Raw genomic sequence first — 20,739 nt, forward strand, 5'->3', positions numbered from 1 at the left:
GCCCGAAAACAATTAAAACATATTAAAATAATTAAAACAACAACAAAAGAGGGTAAAACTGTTGTGATTTTATATCATTTATATTCCCTTAGGAGAAATAACAAAACCCAAATAGCCTTACGCTATGAGTGTAGACCAAGATAAGAAATTCAAAATACTGTTGGTAAGCGTGATCATAATTGTGGGGTTTGAGATTCTAGACCTATTTGATATTCGTTTGCCCGAAAAAATTGCCCCGTTTTTCTTTGGCGGAGCTATCCTTATTTTTGGAAACGGAGTATTGCTCAAAGGAGCGAAGGCACTTTTGAAATTCAATTTCAAAAGCATTAATCTTTTAATGGTTATTGCGGTTGCGGGAGCATTCTATTTAGGGCAATATGTAGAAGGGGCCGTGGTCATCCTAGTTTTTTTGTTGGGAGAAAGGCTGGAAGATATTGGCGTTTCGCAGAGTAAATCGGCTTTGGAAGCCTTGGTGAAAAGTAGTCCGAAAACGGCTATTTTGGAAGAAGGAACAAGTGTGCCAGTCGGAAATATTCAGGTTGGGCAAATAATCTCTGTCAAACCCGGTGAAATGATGCCTTTGGACGGCGAAGTAGTCGGAGGGGAGACAAGCGTGGACGAGGCGAACATTACGGGCGAACCATTGCCAAAAGACAAAACGGTGGGAGATCCGGTATTTGCGGGAACACTCAATAAGCAAGGTTTTGTGAAAGTAAAGGTGACCAAGAAGCATGAGGACAGCACCTTTTCCAAGATTATCAAGATTACGTTTGAAGCGTCGGCGAATAAATCGGAAACGCAGAAGTTCATAGAACGATTTTCAAAAGTTTATACGCCTTCGGTTGTTGTTATCGCCGTTTTGCTGGTTGCCGTTCCGGTGTTAGTGTTTGATGCCGGATTCGACAAATGGCTGAACCAAGCGATAACCATTCTGGTGATTTCCTGCCCGTGCGCTCTGGTAATCTCGACTCCCGTGGCGGTTTTTGCGGGAATAGGGAAGGCTTCCGAAAAAGGCATAGTTATCAAAGGCGGAAAGTTTTTGGAGCTTTTGGGACGTGTTAAAGCGATTGGGTTTGACAAAACACGCACCCTGACGTACGGTACGCCTGTCGTTACGGACGTTTTGGCTTATGGGATAGATGACGAAACATTACTTTCTTGCTTGGCCGGAGCGGAACAATTCTCTGAGCATCCTCTGGCAAAAGCGATAGTGGACGCGGCCAAAGACAAAGGATATAAGATTCACCCCGTAGAGAAGTTCCACAGCGTGGTGGGAAAAGGAGCCAAAGCGGTTTGTAAAGTTTGCGAGCACAAAAATATCAGAGTCGGTAATCTGGACTTTATCCAAGAGACGAATAAAGTGTCGGATAAGGTAATCGGGGACATAAACAGATTGCAAACCGAGGGAAAGACGGCGGTGGTAGTAGTGCTAGGAGACGAGGTTCGGGGTGTTGTAGGCATTACTGATGAGATAAAACCAGAAAGCGCCGACATGACCTCTGAGCTTGCCCTGTTAGGCGTATCTTCAGTAATGCTTACCGGCGACCATAAGGACACGGCCCGTTATGTGGCCGAACATGTGGGAATCAAGGAATATTACGCAGGCCTGTTACCCGACGAAAAAGCCGATAAGGTGAACTTGCTGAAGCGGGAATATGGAGAAGTAGCCATGGTGGGAGATGGCGTAAACGACGCGCCGGCATTGGCCCTGGCCGATGTCGGGATAGCGATGGGAGCCGCGGGAAGCGATACGGCGATAGAAGTGGCGCCAGTGTCATTGTTAAATGACCGGCCGTCGTTGATTCCTTTCTTGATTCGCCTTGGTCGGAAGATGAACCGGCGGATAAAAATCAATACGGTAATGGCCGTAAGCGTGAAATTATTGTTTTTGGCATTGGCTTTAGCGGGGTTGAGCAATCTGGTGATGGCAATCTTTGCGGATGTCGGGGTAATGTTAATCGTTATAGCGCTTAGTCTGAGGTTGCGAAAATTTTCCTAAAAGCATCAGAACAGGCGACGCTTGGCGCAATATGCGTTTTTTACGTACATTTGGTTTCGTGCGGAAGTTCCGGATCGTGCCGGATTTTCCTTTGAAGGAATCGATATGGCAATTTTGAGGATATTATTTTTTGTGTTCCTGTATACGGTGCCTTTTTTCGCTTGGTCGCAACTCAAACCGAGATTGGTGGACGAGCAGACGGGCTATCCTTGCAGAAGTGTAAAACAGATTAAGGAAGATAAGAACGGAAACGTCTTGATCGCCACCACCGGCGGTTTGTTGCTTAATGACGGCGACAGTACAAGACTGCTGGCGGATTCTCTTTCCTTGAGTTTTTTGTGCCCAATGCCCGACGGAAGCCTTTTGATGGGCGATCAAGGAGGAAAATCGTTCTTGATGAACGAGAGCTACACGGAGATCAAAAAACTGAAATGGCCGTATCTGTCAGGAAAGATTTCGTTTTGTGAGCTTCTAGCGGACGGCTCACTGGTGTTGGGAAGCCCTAGAGGCGTTTACCGTGTAAAATCCGGCCCGAAGGGGGAACTGGATATCCTGAACACTTTGCAACGCGGAAGGTACAAAGGTTTGGCCATTGGCCCGAAGCCTAAACAGAGGATCTGGTATGCGTTAGCGGAAGGAGGGGTAAGGCGCCAGAAACCGGGCCGAAGATCCTTTTTGGTAAACCGGGGCGATTATCAAGGCATTCATGTCGCCGGGGGAAGCGTTTACTTGCACAATGAGGGGTTAGTCGAGAAATGGAGCGAAAACGGCCTGACGTTGCTTAAAAAGGTGAATACGGGCAAAAACATCACCTGTATGCAGGCCGTGGGAGATTGTTTGATCTTCGGCACGAAAAGAGAAGGCGTATTTTTTATGGATCTCTCAGTTTTGAATCCTGTTCCCGTTAATTTGGTTAGGGAAGATTACGCCAGTTTTTTTAATAAGAATATCAACTGCATTTTCCGCGACAGTTCGGGAGCCGTTTGGGTGGGAACGGAAAAAGGCGGAACGATGGTGTTCGATTTCCATTACAATTTTTTCAAGCATTACCGTTTTGAGCAAGCCACTGAGCAAAGCGACAATTTCGTTAACGGAATTTATGCGGACAACCGCGGTTTGGTATGGATAGGGACCTCTGGCGGAGGGCTGAAATACCTTGACAAGAAGGAAGGCATAATCCGTAGCCTGAAAGCGGAGAGGATGCCTAAATTTATCGAGCGGATCAAGATCGATAATACAGGCAGCCTTTGGATCGGGCCCCGAGGGCCGGGCTTGTATCATTATAACGTCTCGTTCGCCGAAAACAGGCCTTCATTAACTCTAAATGGGGTTTATGAAAATAAAAGATCTTTGTTTTTCATGCATCAGATGGAAGATGGTCGGATGCTGGTCAATTATGCTGACGGCCTGAAAACTTTTGCGTTTGACAAAGGTGCTGTCGCTTCCAAAGAATATCAGACATTGGAGGAAGTACCTGGAATCTGGAAAACTTTGATCACCAGTAAAACTCCTGTCGGGTTTTGGGAGAAAAAAGACGGGGAGTATTATTCGATGAATAGCCTTTCCGTGGAATCGAGGCGGAAAGGACAAGTTTGGATTCGAAATGTCAAAGGCCTCGGCCTGTATGATATAGAAACAGGGAACGAGTTGGAAGCGCATTATCCAATGAAAATCTATCCGCAGTTTGCTGGCTTGGGCAAGGATTCAGTCGGGCGCCTTTGGTTGCCTAGCAGAAGGCACAAAGGGCTCTACATGTTCGTTCCGGAGATAGAGCTTTTCCAGTTTTTCGAACTGTACGGCTCCGCCAACGCAAGATCGTTTAACCGAAAGAAGCTGACCACCGCTCCCGACGGGACTATTTGGATAGGGTCAAACGAAGGCGTCTGGTGCATTGTGCCGAACCATTTACCAGCCACAAAGCCGGCGATAAAATACAGCTACAACAGTTCGGATAGTCTTGGAACTGTTTCGGTACGGGTGAAAGGCCATGCGCGTCGCGCTCATATGGGATTCCGCTACCGGATAATGCCGGGCGATACCATTTGGAAATCGGTTAGTAAAGCCAGCACTACGCTTAAGCTTCAGAAGAAGCCCAAAAAGGGAATGTGGGTTGAACTTGAGCCGTTTGACGGTTACGGAACCAAAGGTGATCCAGTGCGTGTGGAATTAACTACCCCGCCATTTTCCGTTTGGGTTTATAGCGCCGTAGGCGTCGGAATCCTGTTATTGGTCTTGGGCGGAACTTTCTGGAAGAAACGATCGGACAACAAAAATGTGGACTCGTTAGAGCCGGAAAAGGAAGATCCGTTGCTTTCCAAAGTCAGGAAAATAGTGGAAGAGAATCTGGAAGAACCTGATTTCTCTACAGTCGCGTTGGCCGAAAAAATGGGAATGAGCCGTTCGGGCCTCTATCGGACTATGAAAGAGAGGGCAAGTATTTCACCGTCGGAGCTGATCAAAGACATCAGAATGGCCAAAGCGAAAGAGTTGTTGGAGAATGAGAAACTGAGCGTAAAAGAAATAGCTTTCGCTACAGGGTTCAACGATCCTTCGTATTTTTCAAGGTGTTTCAAAAAGCATTTCGGGTATTCTCCCGGTCGCGTTAAGGAACAGCAATAATATTTTGGTTTGGAATAAATAAGAAAGGATCGGCATCCATTTATGTCATTATTTTGCGCTGAATTTTGTAATTTTTAATGAATTCCATTCCTGATATTGCTTTTGGGAACAGCCCTTTTCGCCATTTCGTTCAATGCGGGAGGGGAAAAGGAAAGAAGGGGCATGGGAGTATTCGATATTCTTTCAAAAAAGAGAAGAAACAGAGGGGGAGCGGGTAGCGATGGCGTCACGATGAGTGACGGCAGGGCCGAAGCGAGCCAACAGGCCGACTGGCAAGGGATGATGGGGAAAGGTCCCGTACAGGCTATTTTCGGCGATAAAATAAAACGCTGGAAAGCCTCCCGCGAGTGGAAAAAACTCAATAAGGATATCAAGAATGGCCGAACCCCGTACGTTCCGGGTTTGGATATCCGGGCTGAGAATTTCTCTGAAGAACCTGAGACTGAAGAAGTACCCCAGCAACAGGTTTACCCCGGCCAATACAACGCAGATTATTATGCACAAGGCTATGGGTACCACCCGCCCTACGATTATGGGGCCTATACTTATCCGGCTTTTTACAATGGCTACCCCATCACCGAACAGCCCGGACAGCAAGTAGGCGAATATCAGCAACATGCGCCGGAAGGCTATCAACAGGGATACAATTATGGAGAATATATTTATCCGCCGTATCAACAAGGATATCCTGTAACCGAACAGCCAACCGACGTACCATATGAACAGGCCGATTACCATCAACAAAATGTGGAATATGGCCTGCCTTACCCAGAGCGGCAACCCTTTTTCCCACCTGATAACCCAATAGAATACACCCAGCCAGCGCCAGTACTTCATCAACCCGCTGTAGGCTATATGCCTCCGGAAGCAATGATGGAAAGATATCAACAGGGATCCTCGGAGCAACAGCAAGTATTCCCGATGGAAGGTTATATGCCCCCGGAACAGGAAAGTATCAGGACCGAAGAACCGCCTCAGGAGTCTTCGCCCACCGCTCCGGAATTCGCTCCTTCCGCACCGCCACCGGCGACAACCACAGGGGAAATTCCTGATTTGGCTACGGCTATAGCGCTCAGAAATTCGGAAATAGAAGGTTCCGTAAACGTTTATCAGGAAAATGAGGAGGTGCAGGAACAACTGGCCATATTGGAAGCCGTAGCTTCTGACCGTGGGCCGGGCGTTACAACATCAGTTCCTCCGGTCACTTCAATTCCGGCTAATATCGATAGAGAAACTACGGAAGACGATGACCAATTGAGACTGGCCGAATCTCTTTCCAGAGTTCAGTTGGGCGTGGACGCCGAACGGCAAGATATGGCCTTGGATGATGACCAGCTTCGCCGTTTTATCGAACAAACAGGAATTGACCACCAAGCGAGTCAAGTAGCAGGTGGCGGAACGCAAGTCAATACTTCAGAGCCTGTTCCTGACCAAACGGAGATAATGCCTTCCGCGCCTTCCAGAAGCGAAGGTGTGCTTACGGCATTGGAATCTAGCGGACCTGAAAAAGAAGATTATAGGCAACTCCTACAGCCGTTCTTGGTGCCAAGGCGTAAAGAGACTACCGAGGCGTTGAATGAGTATGTTTTGACTCCTAAAGGCCAGGAATATTTCAAAAAGCGTGACGACTTAGTGATGTCTTTCAATATCCCGCTCTTCGGATTGGTTGAGATTGCCGAAAAAGCATTGGAGGGAGGAAATGACTATACGGCAACCGTAACACAAGTGATGGTGCATTGCTGGGAAGCGTACGGCGATCTGTTGGACAAAGGTTATATTGACGAAGGAAAAGGCTTGTCACTAATTGCTCATGTGGCTAGTTACAAAGGGCTTTTAAAGCAGGAAGCCAAGTTGTTGGAAAAGCTGAAAGAAGCGCCATCCACACCAACCGAAGCGCCTTACCTGACTAGAGTGGGAAAGAGTAGTAGAGACAGGCGTTCGAATGGTCATCTTCCAAATAGGCTGGTTTATTAAAATTTAAGTTACTCGTATGTTGCGAGACTCTAAAAGCAGATTGCCATTCCGAATGCCGTATTAAGTGTTCCGATTGGGTAAAATGCTAGTCCGAATGCCATTTTGATCAGTCCGATTGGGTAAAATGCTAGTCCGAATGCCATTTTGATCAGTCCGATTGGGTAAAATGCTAGTCCGGATACCAATTTGAGCAGTCCGATCGGGTAAAACACCTGTTGAGATGGCAACTTTACCTGCAAATTCTTTGGAAAATTATACAATGATTTGGATAAGTGATGCAGAATAGGCCATTTAACCCTGTTGAGACGGGGTTTTTACCTGCAAAGAGGGCTTCCGAAGCTGTTTGAACCTGTTTGATATCAGTTAGGACGGGGAAAATAGCGTTCAGGTATTTTGACTTCGAAAAAATATTTCCAATTCAGAAGCATATCGGTTCAGGTTGGTTATCATCCTGATTTTTGTGCGTTTTGGGGTTTACTGACTACATAATTCTTCCTTTCTATCTGGAGAAATCCCATTTATGAAAACGTTTTCGTAATAAAATCTTCACTATTTCCGCACATTTTTGCCGAAAAGGGTACTTCCGACGTTCTTTAGCCGGTGAATGTAAACCAGAGGATAAACACCATGAGGAAAGTAGCGATATCAGCCTCTTTGTTGGCCGCTTTGGCCATGGGCGCTTGCGGAAGCTCCGACAAAGAAACCAAAACCGAGGAAATTTCGAAGATCACGACTGCCAGCAGGGTGAAGCCCGACCAGAAGGTGGTGGTCTACCAAATGATGACGCGCCTTTTCGGTAACCAGACTACGACCAACAAGAAATACGGTACGATAGAGGAAAACGGAATCGGCAAATTCAACGATATCACACCCAAGGCTTTGGAAGAGCTCAAAAAGCTCGGCGTGACCGACGTTTGGTACACTGGCGTATTGGAACACGCCCAGATGGAGGACTTCACGGCTCACGGCATATCGCTCGACGATCCGGACGTGGTGAAAGGCCGTGCGGGCTCGCCTTACGCTATCAAGGATTACTATGACGTGGATCCTGCTTTGGCCACCGATATCGACAAGCGTATGGAAGAGTTTGAGGCTTTGGTAAAAAGGACTCATGACTTGGGCTTGAACGTGTGGATCGACTTTATCCCGAACCACGTTGCGCGTAACTACGTTTCGGACGCCAAGCCTGAGGGCGTAGAGGACTTCGGCGCGTCGGATGACAAGTCCGGAAAATTCTCGGCCCAGAACAACTTCTACTACTTCCCGGGCGAAACGCTTGTGGTTCCTGCGGAAAACAACCCGCTGGGCGACTTGAGCTTCAAGGGCGAAGACAATAAGTTTGACGAAACTCCGGCCAAAGCCACCGGCAACGACGTGTTTACTTCGAAGCCGAGCATCCATGACTGGTTTGAGACAATCAAGCTTAACTATGGCGTGGATTATCAAAACGGAAGAACCAAACACTTCGAGCAGACGCCCGACACTTGGAACAAGATGCGCGATATCTTGGCTTACTGGGCCGGAAAAGGCGTGGACGGTTTCCGTTGCGATATGGCCGAGATGGTTCCTGTTGAATTCTGGGGCTGGGTGATCCCGCAAATCCAGAAAATCAATCCGGATATCAAATTCACGGCTGAGATTTACAATCCTAAAGAATATTACAACTACATCAATAAAGGTAAATTCGATTACCTGTACGACAAAGTGGACCTGTACGATACGCTTAAGCACGTAATGCAGGGACACGGCAGCACGGACAACTTGCCGGAGATCTCGGAAAGGCTTTCGAACGTGGCGCCGCATATGCTCCGTTTCTTGGAAAACCATGACGAGCAACGTATCGCCACAGGCGAATTCGCCGGCGACGCCGAGCTTGGACGTCCTGCTTTGGTGGTTAGCTCATTGCTCCAGAAAGGACCGATGATGGTTTACTTCGGACAGGAAGTGGGCGAGCCGGGCGCCGGCGACGAAGGTTTCGGCGGAGAAGACGGCCGTTCGACTATCTTCGATTACTGGGGCGTACCGAACCATCAGCGTTGGATGAACGGTGGCAAATTCGACGGAGGTCAGTTGACCGAAGCCGAAAAAGCCTTGCGTTCTTACTACGCCAAAGTGCTTAACGTTACCCGTAGCGAATCGGTATTTGCCAAAGGCGACCTGAAGTTGATCCACGCCCTCAACCGCGAGGCGGATCCTAAAGGATACACTAACAAGATGTACACTTTCGTTCGTCAGGACGACAAGGACCAGGTGGTGGTATTCGCCAACTTCTCAAAAGACCAGAAATTCGACGGGCAAATCGTATTGCCGAAAGAACTGGCCAAAGACGGCGCTTACCTTGATCTGTTGACTGGAAAAGAATACGGAATGAAAGACGGAAAAATCGCCGTGAAAGCGGACGGCTTACAGTCTTTGGTTCTGAAAAGAAAATAATGCCTGCGACTGCAGCGGTCGCTCATTGGTTTTGTGTGGATTTGCCCTCCCGGTTTCGGAGGGCGTTTTTTTTGTTTGAGAAACCGTACTTGTTTCTAGCGGCGGAGCTGGCTGGTGACTTTACGGTATTTTTGGGTCCGATTCGTTTTGCGAGTGTGGCTATCGTGCTAAAATTTTGGCAACTTGCGGGCTTTAACCTTTGATATTCCCGGCTTGGAGGGCTTTCTCGCACAATTTGGCCTTTGTGGCTTTCGGCGTTTCTGCTAAAAAGGATAACTTAGGTATAGAAATTCTTTACGGCGATTATGGCGGAAACCCGGTCCGCGCTTTTTGTCGCCATGTGAACGGGATTGAATTGCGATGAGTTATGCGAAAAGCTTTGCTTCTGTTTGCCTTGCTGTTCGGAATCGCCAATATGGTATGCGCCGACAGGATTATCAACCACAATACTTATGTGGTGAAGAAATCCGGTTATTTGGAAGACTATTGGCACTTAGGGAGCCTGAATAACTATGGTGCCGGCTTGGTGGTGGACGTTGCCGAAAACCTGAAAGCCGGCGACAAAGGGATGCTCGCTTTTTTCAAAAAGCTTTTGGAAAACAAGCGACGTGATCCCAATAGCCTGATGTTCATATTTTTTGTCAATGCCAAAGGACATTCCGAAACCCTGCGCAAGGGCGTGGACAAATACGGGCTAAGAATCTGGACACATCGTAATCCGAAAGGAAAAGACTGGCCTACGGCCAAAGAAATGCGCCAAGTGGGCAATACGCTCGTTTTTTTCTCTGATGAACCTTCCGCCACCGATAATCTGTTCCATTCACTGGACGATTTTGTGTACTGGGTGCCGGAACGGGTACTTTCCGATCCGCAACGCTCATATCCTGACAACAAGCTGATGCTTATCGACCAAACCGGGTGGGAGATGGACAATAGCTACGGAGGGACAAATTTGGCGAGAACTCCGGTATGGCAAAAAAATTACGTAAACTTCTGGAAACGAGTGGGGAAGAAGCCCAATTTCGTCTACCTGCGCCAAGACCAGTCATGGCTGAGCGGCGTGGCCGGGTCGCTCAATTCCATGCGGGTGGTTTCCGGAATTATCCACCGCAAATCGGCGATGGACACGCTACCCGTAAGGTGGCGGGGCGAAAATCTGCACACCAGCGGTAGCCGTTTCTCATTTCCGACGCACGCGGTACGCGACACCGAATTTTCCCCTAAGAAAAATGGCCTGTATTTTACGCCCGAAAGCGTTTCTGTCCGCCCCTCGCGCGAGGATACCACGATAGTTTTCTGGGGCGAGCGTATGCCCCTTGACTACGGCCTGAAAGTTTACTACCCGATGGACGGCATTTGGGAAAACCGAGTGGACGGCATCGTTTTGCCCACCAATTGCGGTTTCACCCGCGACGAAGCCCGCGGAACCGTCGCCGATTTCCGCGACGAGGTTTGCGTAACTTTGGGAAACGTAGAGGATTTGGGCATTACGGACCAAAGTTTTACGATTAGCCTTTGGGTCAAATTCTTCGAAGACACTTATCACCATCCGATTCTCTGTACGGAAAAAAACCGTTATCTCGAAGGTTTGCAATTTATGCTCAGAAGCCAAAAACCGTATCTGGGCTTCTATTCCAGCGACCTTACAGTGGATAAACAACTCAAAAAAGACGAGTGGAACCACTTGGTTTGGAGCTTTGACAAAGACGCCGAAGAACAGCGCCTGTTTCTCAACGGAGTAAGACAGGCCAGTACCTTCGGGCACCTGCCGTTTATGGGTACGGGCAAGCTCCTCTTCGGCAAGCGCGACGACTTCTACGAGCCGGACACCAAGCTCTTTTTCAACGGCTTTACCGATGATTTGGCTATTTGGAACAGGTCGCTTAGCGAGGTGGATATCAAGCAATTGTACATGCAAAGTGGCCGGATCAATACCTCGCCCGAGCGCCATCGTCCAAAGGAAGTGAAAGCCGAAACGACGAACTACTATTTAATAGGCTCCGGTTCCGTAGCCTGTTTGTTGATTGCGTTTGCGATATTCTGGAGAGTAAGGAAGAGTAAGAATGAGGCGGAAAACGAAGCCGAAAAAATCGCCGAGCGGAACGTTATCCGCCTGTTTGGCTACTTTCAGGCCCTCGATCGCGACGGCAATGACGTTTCCGACCGATTCACGCCCAAGCTGAAGTCCCTTTTCCTGACAATATTGCTGTTCAGTTTCAAATACCGTCAGGGAATTTCCGTGACTGAGCTTAACGAGATCTTCTGGCCGGATCTTCCGCTTAAAAAAGCCAGCAACAACCGTAACGTAAATATTAAACGGATCAAAGATATCTTGGCCGAAATAGACGGTGTGGAATTGGTCACGGCCAACCGGCATTGGCGCGTGGAGCTCGATTCCGACTTGGTATTCTGCGACTACAAAAACGTGGTGGCCCTTTTGGCCAATGATAAACCGGATATCGATGTGTTGGCGAAGATCCTTTCGCGCGGAAGGTTCCTCCCGAAGACTGAAATACCGCACCTTGATCCGTTCAAATCCGAGATCGCCAATAAGCTTTTGGACCTTTACGAACCGGTGCTCCAATGGAAGAAAATGGAGAGTGACAAAACCTTGGAGGTGGCCAATCTCATATTGCTTCATGATCCTACAAATGAACAGGCCTTGTTCAGGAAAATAGATATTTTGCGTTCTACCAACCGTGAAAGCCGTGCCGATAAGGCGGTAGAAATGTTCAGAAAAGAGTATTTCGAACGTTATGGCGAGCATTATGAGTGGGCCGAAGAAAAAAAATGATATTTTTTTATTTCACTGATAATCAGTAGTGTAAAGTATTAAATTAATATGTGATTAATACTCTGGAATCGCTTTCTTAAGTTTTTATTAATGACGGTCGGCGTAATTGGCCCTTGGAAATCGCTCGAAAATCTATCGGAGCGGTTACTGGCGAAAAATGTTAAGGGCTTTTTATATCCAAAATAACTTTTTGTTATGAACGACCAGAAGAAAACGAAACTCTCACGCAGGGATTTTGTCGCCAAGTCGGCGGTGACGCTAGGCGGAATCAGTATCTTGCCAAGCACCGTAATCGCGGGTTTGGGGCACAAGGCTCCCAGCGATAAGCTGAACATCGCCGGTGTTGGGGTCGGTGGCCGCGGGCTTTCGGTTCTCAATGCCATGAACAAGGAAAACATCGTGGGTCTTTGCGACGTGGATTGGCACTATTCGGAGAAGGCGTTCAAAACGTACCCGAAAGCCAAGCGCTACAAAGATTTCCGCAAGATGCTCGACGAAATGAAGGATATCGACGCGGTAATGGTTGCCACACCGGACCACACCCACGCGTTGGTAGCCGCCACGGCTATGATGATGGGCAAGCACGTTTACGTGGAAAAACCGTTGACACTTAGCGTTAGCGAGGCTCGCGTTTTGACCAATATGGCCAAAGAATACAAAGTGGCCACCCAAATGGGTAACCAAGGCAACTCAGGCGAAGGCGTAAGAAGTATCTGCGAGTGGATTTGGAGCGGAAAGATCGGTGAAGTGAAGGAAGTGAAGGCGTGGACAAACCGTCCGATCTGGCCACAAGGCCTTGAGCGTCCGAAGGGTACGCCGCAACCGCCGAGCACGTTGGATTGGGATCTTTTCCTCGGCCCGGCCAAGTACCGTCCGTACAACCCGATCTACACGCCTTGGAACTGGCGCGCGTGGTGGGACTTTGGTACTGGCGCATTGGGCGATATGGGATGCCATATCCTCGACCCGGTTGTTCAGGCTCTCCGCTTGAAGTACGCTACAAGCGTAGAAGCCAGCTCTACGCAGCTTAACACCGAGAGTGCTCCTCTAGCCTCGACTATCCATTTCGAATTTCCGAAAAGGGAGAAATTCGGCAAAGTTAAGATGCCCGAGCTTAAGGTTACCTGGACCGATGGGGGTATTCTTCCGGAGCGTCCGGCCGAGATGCTCGAAAGTGAGCGTTTCGATCCGAGCGGTGGCGTGATCTTCGAAGGAACCAAAGGAAAAATCGTTTGCGGATGCTATGGCAAGAACCCTATGCTCTTGCCGTCAAGCGAAATGGACAAGTTCAAGAGGCCTAAGCAGACTCTTCGTCGTATCGACCAAGGACACTACATGGACTGGGTTCGTGCCTGTAAGGAAGATCCGTCAAGCCGTGTAGAGGCCAGCTCTAACTTCGAGAACGCCGGACCATTGACCGAAATGGTATTGATGGGTAACCTCGGCCTGCGCCTGCAAAGCCTTAAGAAGAAACTCCTTTGGGACGGCGACAACATGCGTTTCACCAATATTTCGGACAGCGAACAGATCAAAGTTGTTACTTCGGATCACTTCGAGGTAGTGAACGGTCACCCGATTTTCGATACTAAGTACGCTACCCAAAACGCTCTGGAAGCGGCGGCCGGTTACGTTAAGCCGAAGTACCGCAAAGGTTGGGAAATCAAGCCTTTCGCATAAAAAGTACAGGCTAGAAGGCAAAACGAGTATAGTCTCGGTTAGGTAAGATTTCAGATTCTTCGGGAGACAAAAGGCTATACTGTAAACCTTTTTGCTTAAGTTACTTACACGAAACATTGACAACAACCAGATCCGGAACGCAGGTTCCGGATCTACCCAAAACATAAAGGAATAATGAGAAGATTATCGATATTTTTGGCCATTGCCGCAGCTTTCACTTTTGGCTCTTGCGGCTCGAAAAACACTAAGACAATGGAAGCGAGTATGAACGCCCTTTCCGAGGCCGAAGCCGAGCAAGGATGGGAATTGCTGTTTGACGGCAAGACCACTGCCGGATGGCGCGGACACAACAAGGACAAGTTTCCTGAAAAAGGTTGGGTGATCGATAACGGAACCCTGCATTGCATCGGTTCTGGCCACGGCGAGGCCGGCGGTGGTGGCGACATCATCTTCGACAAGAAATTCGACAACTTCGAGCTTTCGCTTGAGTGGAAACTTCAGAAAGGCGGCAACAGCGGTATTTTCTACTTGGCCCGCGAAGACGAAGGCCAGCCGATCTGGAAAAGCGCTCCTGAGATGCAGGTGTTGGACCCTGGCCATATCGACTGGAATCTCGGTACGGACGGTAACCGTCGTGCGGGATCTCTTTACGATTTGATTTCGGCCCAGCCGCAGAACATGAAGTCTGGCGACTGGAACAAAGTGAAGATTACCGTTTTTAAAGGAACCGTTGTTCATAACATGAACGGCAAAAACGTTTTGGAATACCACCTCTGGACTGAGGACTGGAAGAACATGGTATTGAACAGTAAGTTCAAGAGCTATGACACGTTCCTTAACGTAGCCAAGTCTGGCTATATCGGATTGCAGGACCACGGTGACGACGTGTGGTACCGCAATATCAAAATCCGTAAAATGTAAACTAAAGACGAGTGACGATATACAAACGGCGGGGGATTGTTTCCCCGTCTTTTGTCCACTTTTTCCGTTCGGCGACGACGAAGCAACCTTTTTGATATTACCGAGTCTCTGCGCCATTGCCGAATAATTCCAAAGAACTACAGCGTAACGCTACGGGCCAGAAATGGTCTGGGACGGCGCTGAATTCCCGCTTGATTATGAAATCAGAAAGAAGATCTTTTATAAAGAAATTGGGCATGTTCGCCGGGTTGGCGGCGCTTCCCAATGTAGGACGCAGTGAGAAAACCGCCGATGGTAAGTGGTTTGACATCTCATTGGCTCAATGGTCGGTGCGCAAGTCTATTTGGGCGAAAACATACAGCAATCTGGATTTTCCCGAAAGAGCGTCGAAAGACTACGGCATCAACGCCGTGGAATATGTGACCGGATTTTTCGAGTCGGCCGACCCTAAGTACATCAACAAGCTGAAAGGCCGGGCGGCCGACAACGGCGTTCGTAACCTGCTGATAATGGTGGACGGCGAAGGCGGTTTGGCCAATACGAACGGTGGCGAGCGTAAAAAAGCCGTGGAAAACCACTATAAGTGGATCGACGCGGCCAAGACTTTGGGTTGCCACTCCATCCGCGTAAACGCTTATGGCAAAGGAAGCGCCGAAGACGTGGGATCGGCTGCGGTGGACGGGCTTTCGTCATTGTCGGAATACGCTTCGCAAGCGGGAATAAACGTGATAGTGGAGAACCATGGCGGTTATTCCTCAAACGGCGAATGGCTGGCTGGCGTAATGCAGAAGGTGAATCGCCGTAATGTGGGCACTTTGCCCGATTTCGGCAATTTCCGCATTGGCGGTGGACAAACTTATGACCGCTACAAGGGCGTGGCCGAACTGATGCCTTATGCCAAAGGCGTGAGTGCCAAGAGTTACGATTTCGACTCTTTGGGAAGAGAGACGAAAATGGATTATTACCGTTTGATGAAAATCGTCAAAGACGCCGGCTATCGCGGACACGTAGGTATTGAGTACGAAGGAAAAAGGTTGGGTGAAAAAGAAGGCATCCTGGCCACCAAATGGCTTTTGGAACAGTGCCGTGGGCTTTTGATGTAAGTTGGTAAACGTATTAAGTATTAGGTGTTTGGCTTTTTGTATCAGGCATTAGGTGTAGCCATCTATTTTGCGATCGTTAGTGTGTGATTCTATGGAGCTATATTCTGTTTTTCAGTAGGTTAGGTGAGCTGTCGGGAAGATTGATCTAGTGTATGTAGGAAAAGCTTGTGCTTGCAATACACGTTGTGTTGAGCCAAACCTGAATTCGTGAATACGTCTTTTACCGGCCAGATACCTAATACATAATACCGAGTAAATAAACGCAGTAAAATTACGTAAAGTCCCGCGAAACCTTCTTTGCGTCTTGTTTTCTACAATTTACTCACACCTAATACTTCATACCCAATACCTCATACCAATCACCATAAACACCAGAAAAAAATGACAGACAATAAATTGGAAACGCCGGTAATGGAGCCCAAGGCGACAGGTGCCGGCATGGGATACATATATCTGCTGACGGCCGTGGCTGCGCTGGGCGGTTTGCTTTTTGGGTACGATACCGCCGTGATTTCGGGTGCCATCGGGCCGCTTCGTACATATTTCGGCCTTGATTCCATGGAAATGGGCTGGGCGGCGTCCAGTGCTTTGGTCGGTTGTATGATCGGAGCCTCTATCGCCGGTTTTGCCAGTGGACGCCTTGGCCGTAAAAAGTCTTTGCTTTTGGCCGCTGTGCTGTTTGTGGCTTCGGCTATCGGTTCGGCCATCGCTATGGACTTTTCGGAATTTATCGTTTATCGTATTATCGGTGGTGTTGGTGTTGGTATCGCTTCAATGGTGTCGCCGATGTATATCGCTGAGATGGCTCCGGCCGAAATGCGCGGTAAACTGGTGTCTTGCAATCAGCTGGCTATCGTGATCGGGATGTTGGTTGTGTATTTTGTCAACTATTATATTTCCCTTCAGGGCGATGAGGATTGGCTGTTGAATTCGGGATGGCGTTGGATGTTCGGTTCCGAGATTATTCCGGCCGGTTTGTTCTTCGCTTTATTGTTTTTTGTTCCTGAAAGTCCGCGTTGGTTGGCAAAGGAAGGCCGCGAAAAGGAGGCTCTGTCGGTGTTGGGAAAAGTAAGCGTCAATCTGGACCCGAGCAAGGCTTTGGACGAGATCCGCACGAGCTTGGCCGAAACTACTTCTAACTTGGAAGGAATGAACTGGCGCAATTCCAAAGTGGTGTTTTTGGTGTTTGTGGGCGTTATGCTTTCGGTTTTCCAGCAGATTACCGGCATTAACGTGTTTATGTATTACGCCCCCGAAATCTTCAAAAACCTGGGAAGCGAATCCGATACCGCCATGCTTCAAACCGTTATGGTTGGGGCCGTGAACTTGGTCTTTACAGTAGTTGCTATTTTTACTGTGGATAAATTCGGACGCAAGCCTTTGATGCTGTTGGGTACTGCTGGCATGGGCATTTGTATCGTTACCATCGGTACGGCGGCTTATTTCCAGAATACTGACACTTGGCTGTTGCCTTTCGTGTTGGGTTATATCGCTTGTTTTGCGGTGTCTATGGGCCCCGTGGTTTGGGTATTGCTTTCGGAAATTTTCCCTAATAAAATCAGGAGCGGAGCGCTGTCGGTAGCTGTTGCTGCTCAGTGGATTTCCAATTATCTGGTATCGCAGACATTCCCGCTGATGATGGAAAACGATTATTTGCAAGCCGAATTCCACGGCGGATTTCCTTTCTGGGTTTACGGTTCTATGTGCGTTGTGGCTATTGCCTTCATATGGAAGTTCGTGCCCGAAACCAAAGGGAAATCTTTGGAGGAAATGCAAAAAATCTGGGACCTGTAAAATCACCGATTGTAAAGGACTAAAGCCCTTTGTCGCGAATGCGCACACATTAACACACGTTTGAGATGGAGAAGGAGAAAGAGAATAATAAAAAAATAAAAAGGAGAAACATCCTGAAAGGGATGGTGGCCGTACCTGTTGTGGGCTTGGCTGCGTGGGAGTTGGATTATTTTTTCAGAAGACGAAAAAACAAAAAGCGTAAAGGTATTCCGTTCCAATTTCAGGAAGAAGAGAACCGGAGCGTGGACCGGAGCGAGATTATCAAAGTCGGGATTATCGGCGCCGGTATCCGCGGTACTCATTTGATGGAGGGTCTGGGGTTCGTGACGCCGGAACATATCGATAATCTGAAAAAACGATTGGAGAAAAATCCGGACGATACCCGCTACAAAAACTTTATGGAACAGCCCGATCTGGGCATCCGTATCACGGCCGTTTGCGACGTGTTTGACGTACATGCCGAGCGGGCCATGTTGGCGGCTTCCAACGCACATCGTGTAGGCAAAGACGGCAAATTGGAGAAACCGCCGAAGCGCTATCGCACTTATACGGAACTTTTGGACGATCCGGAGATTGATGCGGTAGTGATCGCCACGCCGGACCACTGGCACGGCACGATGACTATTGAGGCGGCCAAGCGTGGCAAACACGTTTACGTGGAAAAGCCGATTACTTGGAAATTGGACGAGACTTATGCCGTCCGCGATGCCGTAAAGAAAAGCGGAATAGTATTCCAGCTCGGCCACCAAAACCGTCAGATCGACAGCTACCGTCGTGCGTCTCAGCTGGTAGATCGAGGAGCTTTGGGGAATATTACCTTGATGGAAACCACGACAAACCGGAATTCGCCAAACGGCGCGTGGGTTTACCGAATCCATCCGGAAGCCAGCCCAAAGACGATCGATTGGGATCAGTTTATCGGTCCTGCGCCTAAGCACGAATTCAGCAAGGAGCGCTTTTTCCGCTGGCGTTGTTGGTGGGATTACAGCACGGGCCTTATCGGCGATTTGTTTACGCACGAGTTTGACGTATTCAATCAGCTGATGAAGACGGGTATTCCGCATTCGGCCACCACTTCGGGCGGAATTTACCATTTCAAAGACGGCCGTACCGTGCCCGACGTGATCCAGATCGCTTTGGAATTTCCTGAAAAGGACGTGACTATGCTTTATAGCGCCTCGCTGGCCAATGGCCATTATCGTGGCAAAAAAGTAATGGGTAGCGACGCCACCATCAATCTGGGAAGCCGGATGGAATTTATGGTGGACGGTAATTCCAAAAAATATCGTGACCTGCTGAAAAAAGGCGATGTAAGCGCCTCTGAGCCAGCCTATATTTATGACCCGGTAAAAGGAATCGACGGTTTGAGTACGGCGACGGAACGCTATTTCGCCAAACGCGGGCTTTTGGCAACTACCCGTAAGGGCAAGAATTACTCGACACACTTCCTGCATATGAGCGAGTGGCTCGACGCCATCCGCGTCAACGGCGACACCAGCTGTAATATCGACCGTGGTTTTGAAGAAGGTATCGCTACGCATATGGCTACGGCCGCTTACCATGAGCGCCGTACGGTGTTCTGGGACAAAGACAACGAAAAAATAGTTTAGTCTCTTTTTATTCCTTCACGGAAGCCCGGCAATAAGTCGCAGTTTCCGTCTTCCGATTTTTCATTCTCAAAAAACGCCTGAAAACGGGCGTTTTTTTTATTTTCGGAAAAATGATTTTATGGCAGTAAAGAAGGATTAAGAAATTGTTCTGTAAAGATTCGTATTTCGTTTTTGGTAAACGGCTTCAACTAGTTGGTAATTATATTCAAATTCCGGGTAGAGTTTACAACTTTTCTATTATCCCTTCGTAAGGAATTTTAGTCAAAAAATTATCAAACGAATTCAATAACCAATTTTTCATGAAAGCTTTTAAAATCATTTTCTGGATATCTACCCTGGCGCTGTCTGCCCTGATGCTGTTCTCGGCCTATATGTATTTCACGGATTACGAAATGGTGGCAAAATTATTCGTCAAGTTCGGCTACCCTTCGGCCATTGTTTATCCGTTGGCGGTGGCTAAGATACTGGGTGTTGTGGCTGTCATTAGCCGTAAATCCAACTTGCTGAAAAACCTTGCCTATTTAGGATTTTTTATTGATTTGGTGTTGGCTATCATCGCTCATGTGCAAGTACAGGATGGACAACAGTCGGGAGCTATTATGGGCTTGGTGTTAGTCTTGGTTTCTTATTTCTCGGAAAGAAAAGCCTTTGCGAAGGCATAAGCCGAAAAGCGACAGGAAAAGAAGGTCGTAAGTGTGGGCTAAAGGTGTGCGAACCAAAAAAAAGCCTATTTTTACGGACGATTGTTTTTTTGTAAATATTGATTAGAAAATGGCTTTAACACCATCGAATATGATGCCGTTGGGCACGGAGGCCCCGGCTTTTTCGCTTCCGGATACCGTATCGGGAAATGTGCTGACTTTGGATGAACTGGCTTCCGACAAAGCTACCGTGGTGATGTTTATCTGTAACCATTGCCCGTTTGTGAAGAATATTAACGAGGAGTTGGTACGCGTGGCTACCCGTTTCGGAAAAAGGGGAGTGTCGTTTGTCGCCATTAGCGCCAACGACGCTGAGAATTACCCTGAAGACGCTCCCGACAAGATGCGCCAAAGTGCGGAAGACAACAAGTACCCGTTCCCTTACTTGTACGACGAGGACCAATCGGTGGCCAAAGCCTACGATGCCGCCTGCACGCCGGATTTCTACGTTTTTGACGGAGACAAGAAATGCGTTTACCGCGGTCGTTTTGACGAATCTACGCCGGGTAACTCATTGCCTGTTACTGGCAATGACCTTAAAGTTGCGTTGGAGGCTGTACTGGAAGGCAAGCCTGTGGAAGGCGAACAACTTCCGAGTATGGGCTGTAATATAAAGTGGAAATAAGTGAGGCGGAGTTTCTGCCCAGTTTTCTCAAAAACGGTTCGCATGCTAAATATGCGAACCGTTTTTTTATACGGTCATTTTACAATTTTTCCGAACCCTTTTTCGCTTCTCGCACTTTTTTGATGCCTAACCCTATTCCCGCTCCTACAAGTAATCCTACGCCACCGTCTATCGGAACATTGGGTGAGGGCGGATCGTCTGGATCATTTGGTAGACCTGGACCCAGTTGGGAAAAGGCGTTTGTTGATGGTAACAATAAACAAATGAAAGATATAAGTATGAGTTTTTCCATACTAAACAATATGTGTGTTGGAGTAGTGAGCAAGTCATATGTTTTATGACAGATTTGTAATATATAACATATAAACAAAAAAATAAATCTTTCTATATTTCTTCAATATTTGTTTCTTTGACTTTACTAAAACAATCTTACACATTTTATAATCACGCACTTACAGCGAAAAACCATACAATAAATGAAACAATATT

General features: G+C 48.0%; 13 protein-coding genes. 12 read left to right on the plus strand and 1 reads right to left on the minus strand.

Annotated elements, in window-relative coordinates:
* Positions 1-124 precede the first annotated feature (124 nt).
* From AABK39_RS24295 to AABK39_RS24350, 12 genes are all read left to right on the plus strand, one after another.
* Positions 125-1,999, plus strand: coding sequence for a heavy metal translocating P-type ATPase (locus tag AABK39_RS24295; RefSeq protein WP_338395612.1), 1,875 nt, complete (start codon positions 125-127; stop codon positions 1,997-1,999).
* A 105-nt stretch (positions 2,000-2,104) separates the two neighbouring features.
* Positions 2,105-4,618, plus strand: a complete 2,514-nt coding sequence (locus tag AABK39_RS24300; RefSeq protein WP_338395613.1) for a helix-turn-helix domain-containing protein — start codon at positions 2,105-2,107, stop codon at positions 4,616-4,618.
* A 102-nt stretch (positions 4,619-4,720) separates the two neighbouring features.
* Positions 4,721-6,592, plus strand: a complete 1,872-nt coding sequence (locus tag AABK39_RS24305; RefSeq protein ID WP_338395614.1) for a hypothetical protein — start codon at positions 4,721-4,723, stop codon at positions 6,590-6,592.
* 627 nt (positions 6,593-7,219) lie between these two features.
* On the plus strand, positions 7,220-9,025 hold the full coding sequence (locus tag AABK39_RS24310) for an alpha-amylase family protein (RefSeq protein WP_338395615.1): 1,806 nt from the start codon (positions 7,220-7,222) through the stop codon (positions 9,023-9,025).
* A 367-nt stretch (positions 9,026-9,392) separates the two neighbouring features.
* Positions 9,393-11,819, plus strand: coding sequence for a LamG domain-containing protein (locus AABK39_RS24315; protein ID WP_338395616.1), 2,427 nt, complete (start codon positions 9,393-9,395; stop codon positions 11,817-11,819).
* Positions 11,820-12,014: 195 nt separating this feature from the next.
* On the plus strand, positions 12,015-13,496 hold the full coding sequence (locus AABK39_RS24320) for a Gfo/Idh/MocA family protein (RefSeq protein ID WP_338395617.1): 1,482 nt from the start codon (positions 12,015-12,017) through the stop codon (positions 13,494-13,496).
* A 174-nt stretch (positions 13,497-13,670) separates the two neighbouring features.
* A complete protein-coding gene (locus tag AABK39_RS24325) occupies positions 13,671-14,417 on the plus strand; it encodes a 3-keto-disaccharide hydrolase (RefSeq protein ID WP_338395618.1) in 747 nt (248 codons plus the stop codon).
* A gap of 197 nt (positions 14,418-14,614) precedes the next feature.
* The gene (locus tag AABK39_RS24330) at positions 14,615-15,520 is read left to right on the plus strand and encodes a sugar phosphate isomerase/epimerase family protein (RefSeq protein ID WP_338395619.1); all 906 of its coding nucleotides are present in this window, start codon (positions 14,615-14,617) and stop codon (positions 15,518-15,520) included.
* A gap of 297 nt (positions 15,521-15,817) precedes the next feature.
* Entirely contained in the window at positions 15,818-17,314 is a 1,497-nt protein-coding gene (locus AABK39_RS24335) for a sugar porter family MFS transporter (RefSeq protein ID WP_338395620.1), read from the plus strand.
* Between the two features lie 65 nt (positions 17,315-17,379).
* Positions 17,380-18,924 (plus strand): Gfo/Idh/MocA family protein, encoded by a 1,545-nt coding sequence (locus tag AABK39_RS24340; RefSeq protein ID WP_338395621.1) that lies wholly within the window; start codon positions 17,380-17,382, stop codon positions 18,922-18,924.
* 299 nt (positions 18,925-19,223) lie between these two features.
* The gene (locus AABK39_RS24345; RefSeq protein ID WP_338395622.1) at positions 19,224-19,586 is read left to right on the plus strand and encodes a DoxX family protein; all 363 of its coding nucleotides are present in this window, start codon (positions 19,224-19,226) and stop codon (positions 19,584-19,586) included.
* A gap of 109 nt (positions 19,587-19,695) precedes the next feature.
* Positions 19,696-20,250 (plus strand): thioredoxin family protein, encoded by a 555-nt coding sequence (locus AABK39_RS24350; protein ID WP_338395623.1) that lies wholly within the window; start codon positions 19,696-19,698, stop codon positions 20,248-20,250.
* Positions 20,251-20,329: 79 nt separating this feature from the next.
* Here AABK39_RS24350 and AABK39_RS24355 read toward each other — a convergent pair whose 3' ends face one another.
* Positions 20,330-20,542, minus strand: a complete 213-nt coding sequence (locus tag AABK39_RS24355) for a PID-CTERM protein-sorting domain-containing protein (protein WP_338395624.1) — start codon at positions 20,540-20,542, stop codon at positions 20,330-20,332.
* Between the last annotated feature and the right edge of the window lie 197 nt (positions 20,543-20,739).

This window comes from Fulvitalea axinellae (assembly GCF_036492835.1).
GTDB lineage: Bacteria > Bacteroidota > Bacteroidia > Cytophagales > Cyclobacteriaceae > Fulvitalea > Fulvitalea axinellae.

Coding starts and splice junctions, on each gene's coding strand:
- AABK39_RS24295 (WP_338395612.1), top strand. CDS start 125: ATGAGTGTAGACCAAGATAAGAAATTCAAAATACTGTTGGTAAGCGTG.
- AABK39_RS24300 (WP_338395613.1), top strand. CDS start 2,105: ATGGCAATTTTGAGGATATTATTTTTTGTGTTCCTGTATACGGTGCCT.
- AABK39_RS24310 (WP_338395615.1), top strand. CDS start 7,220: ATGAGGAAAGTAGCGATATCAGCCTCTTTGTTGGCCGCTTTGGCCATG.
- AABK39_RS24315 (WP_338395616.1), top strand. CDS start 9,393: ATGCGAAAAGCTTTGCTTCTGTTTGCCTTGCTGTTCGGAATCGCCAAT.
- AABK39_RS24320 (WP_338395617.1), top strand. CDS start 12,015: ATGAACGACCAGAAGAAAACGAAACTCTCACGCAGGGATTTTGTCGCC.
- AABK39_RS24325 (WP_338395618.1), top strand. CDS start 13,671: ATGAGAAGATTATCGATATTTTTGGCCATTGCCGCAGCTTTCACTTTT.
- AABK39_RS24330 (WP_338395619.1), top strand. CDS start 14,615: ATGAAATCAGAAAGAAGATCTTTTATAAAGAAATTGGGCATGTTCGCC.
- AABK39_RS24340 (WP_338395621.1), top strand. CDS start 17,380: ATGGAGAAGGAGAAAGAGAATAATAAAAAAATAAAAAGGAGAAACATC.
- AABK39_RS24345 (WP_338395622.1), top strand. CDS start 19,224: ATGAAAGCTTTTAAAATCATTTTCTGGATATCTACCCTGGCGCTGTCT.
- AABK39_RS24350 (WP_338395623.1), top strand. CDS start 19,696: ATGGCTTTAACACCATCGAATATGATGCCGTTGGGCACGGAGGCCCCG.
- AABK39_RS24355 (WP_338395624.1), bottom strand. CDS start 20,542: ATGGAAAAACTCATACTTATATCTTTCATTTGTTTATTGTTACCATCA.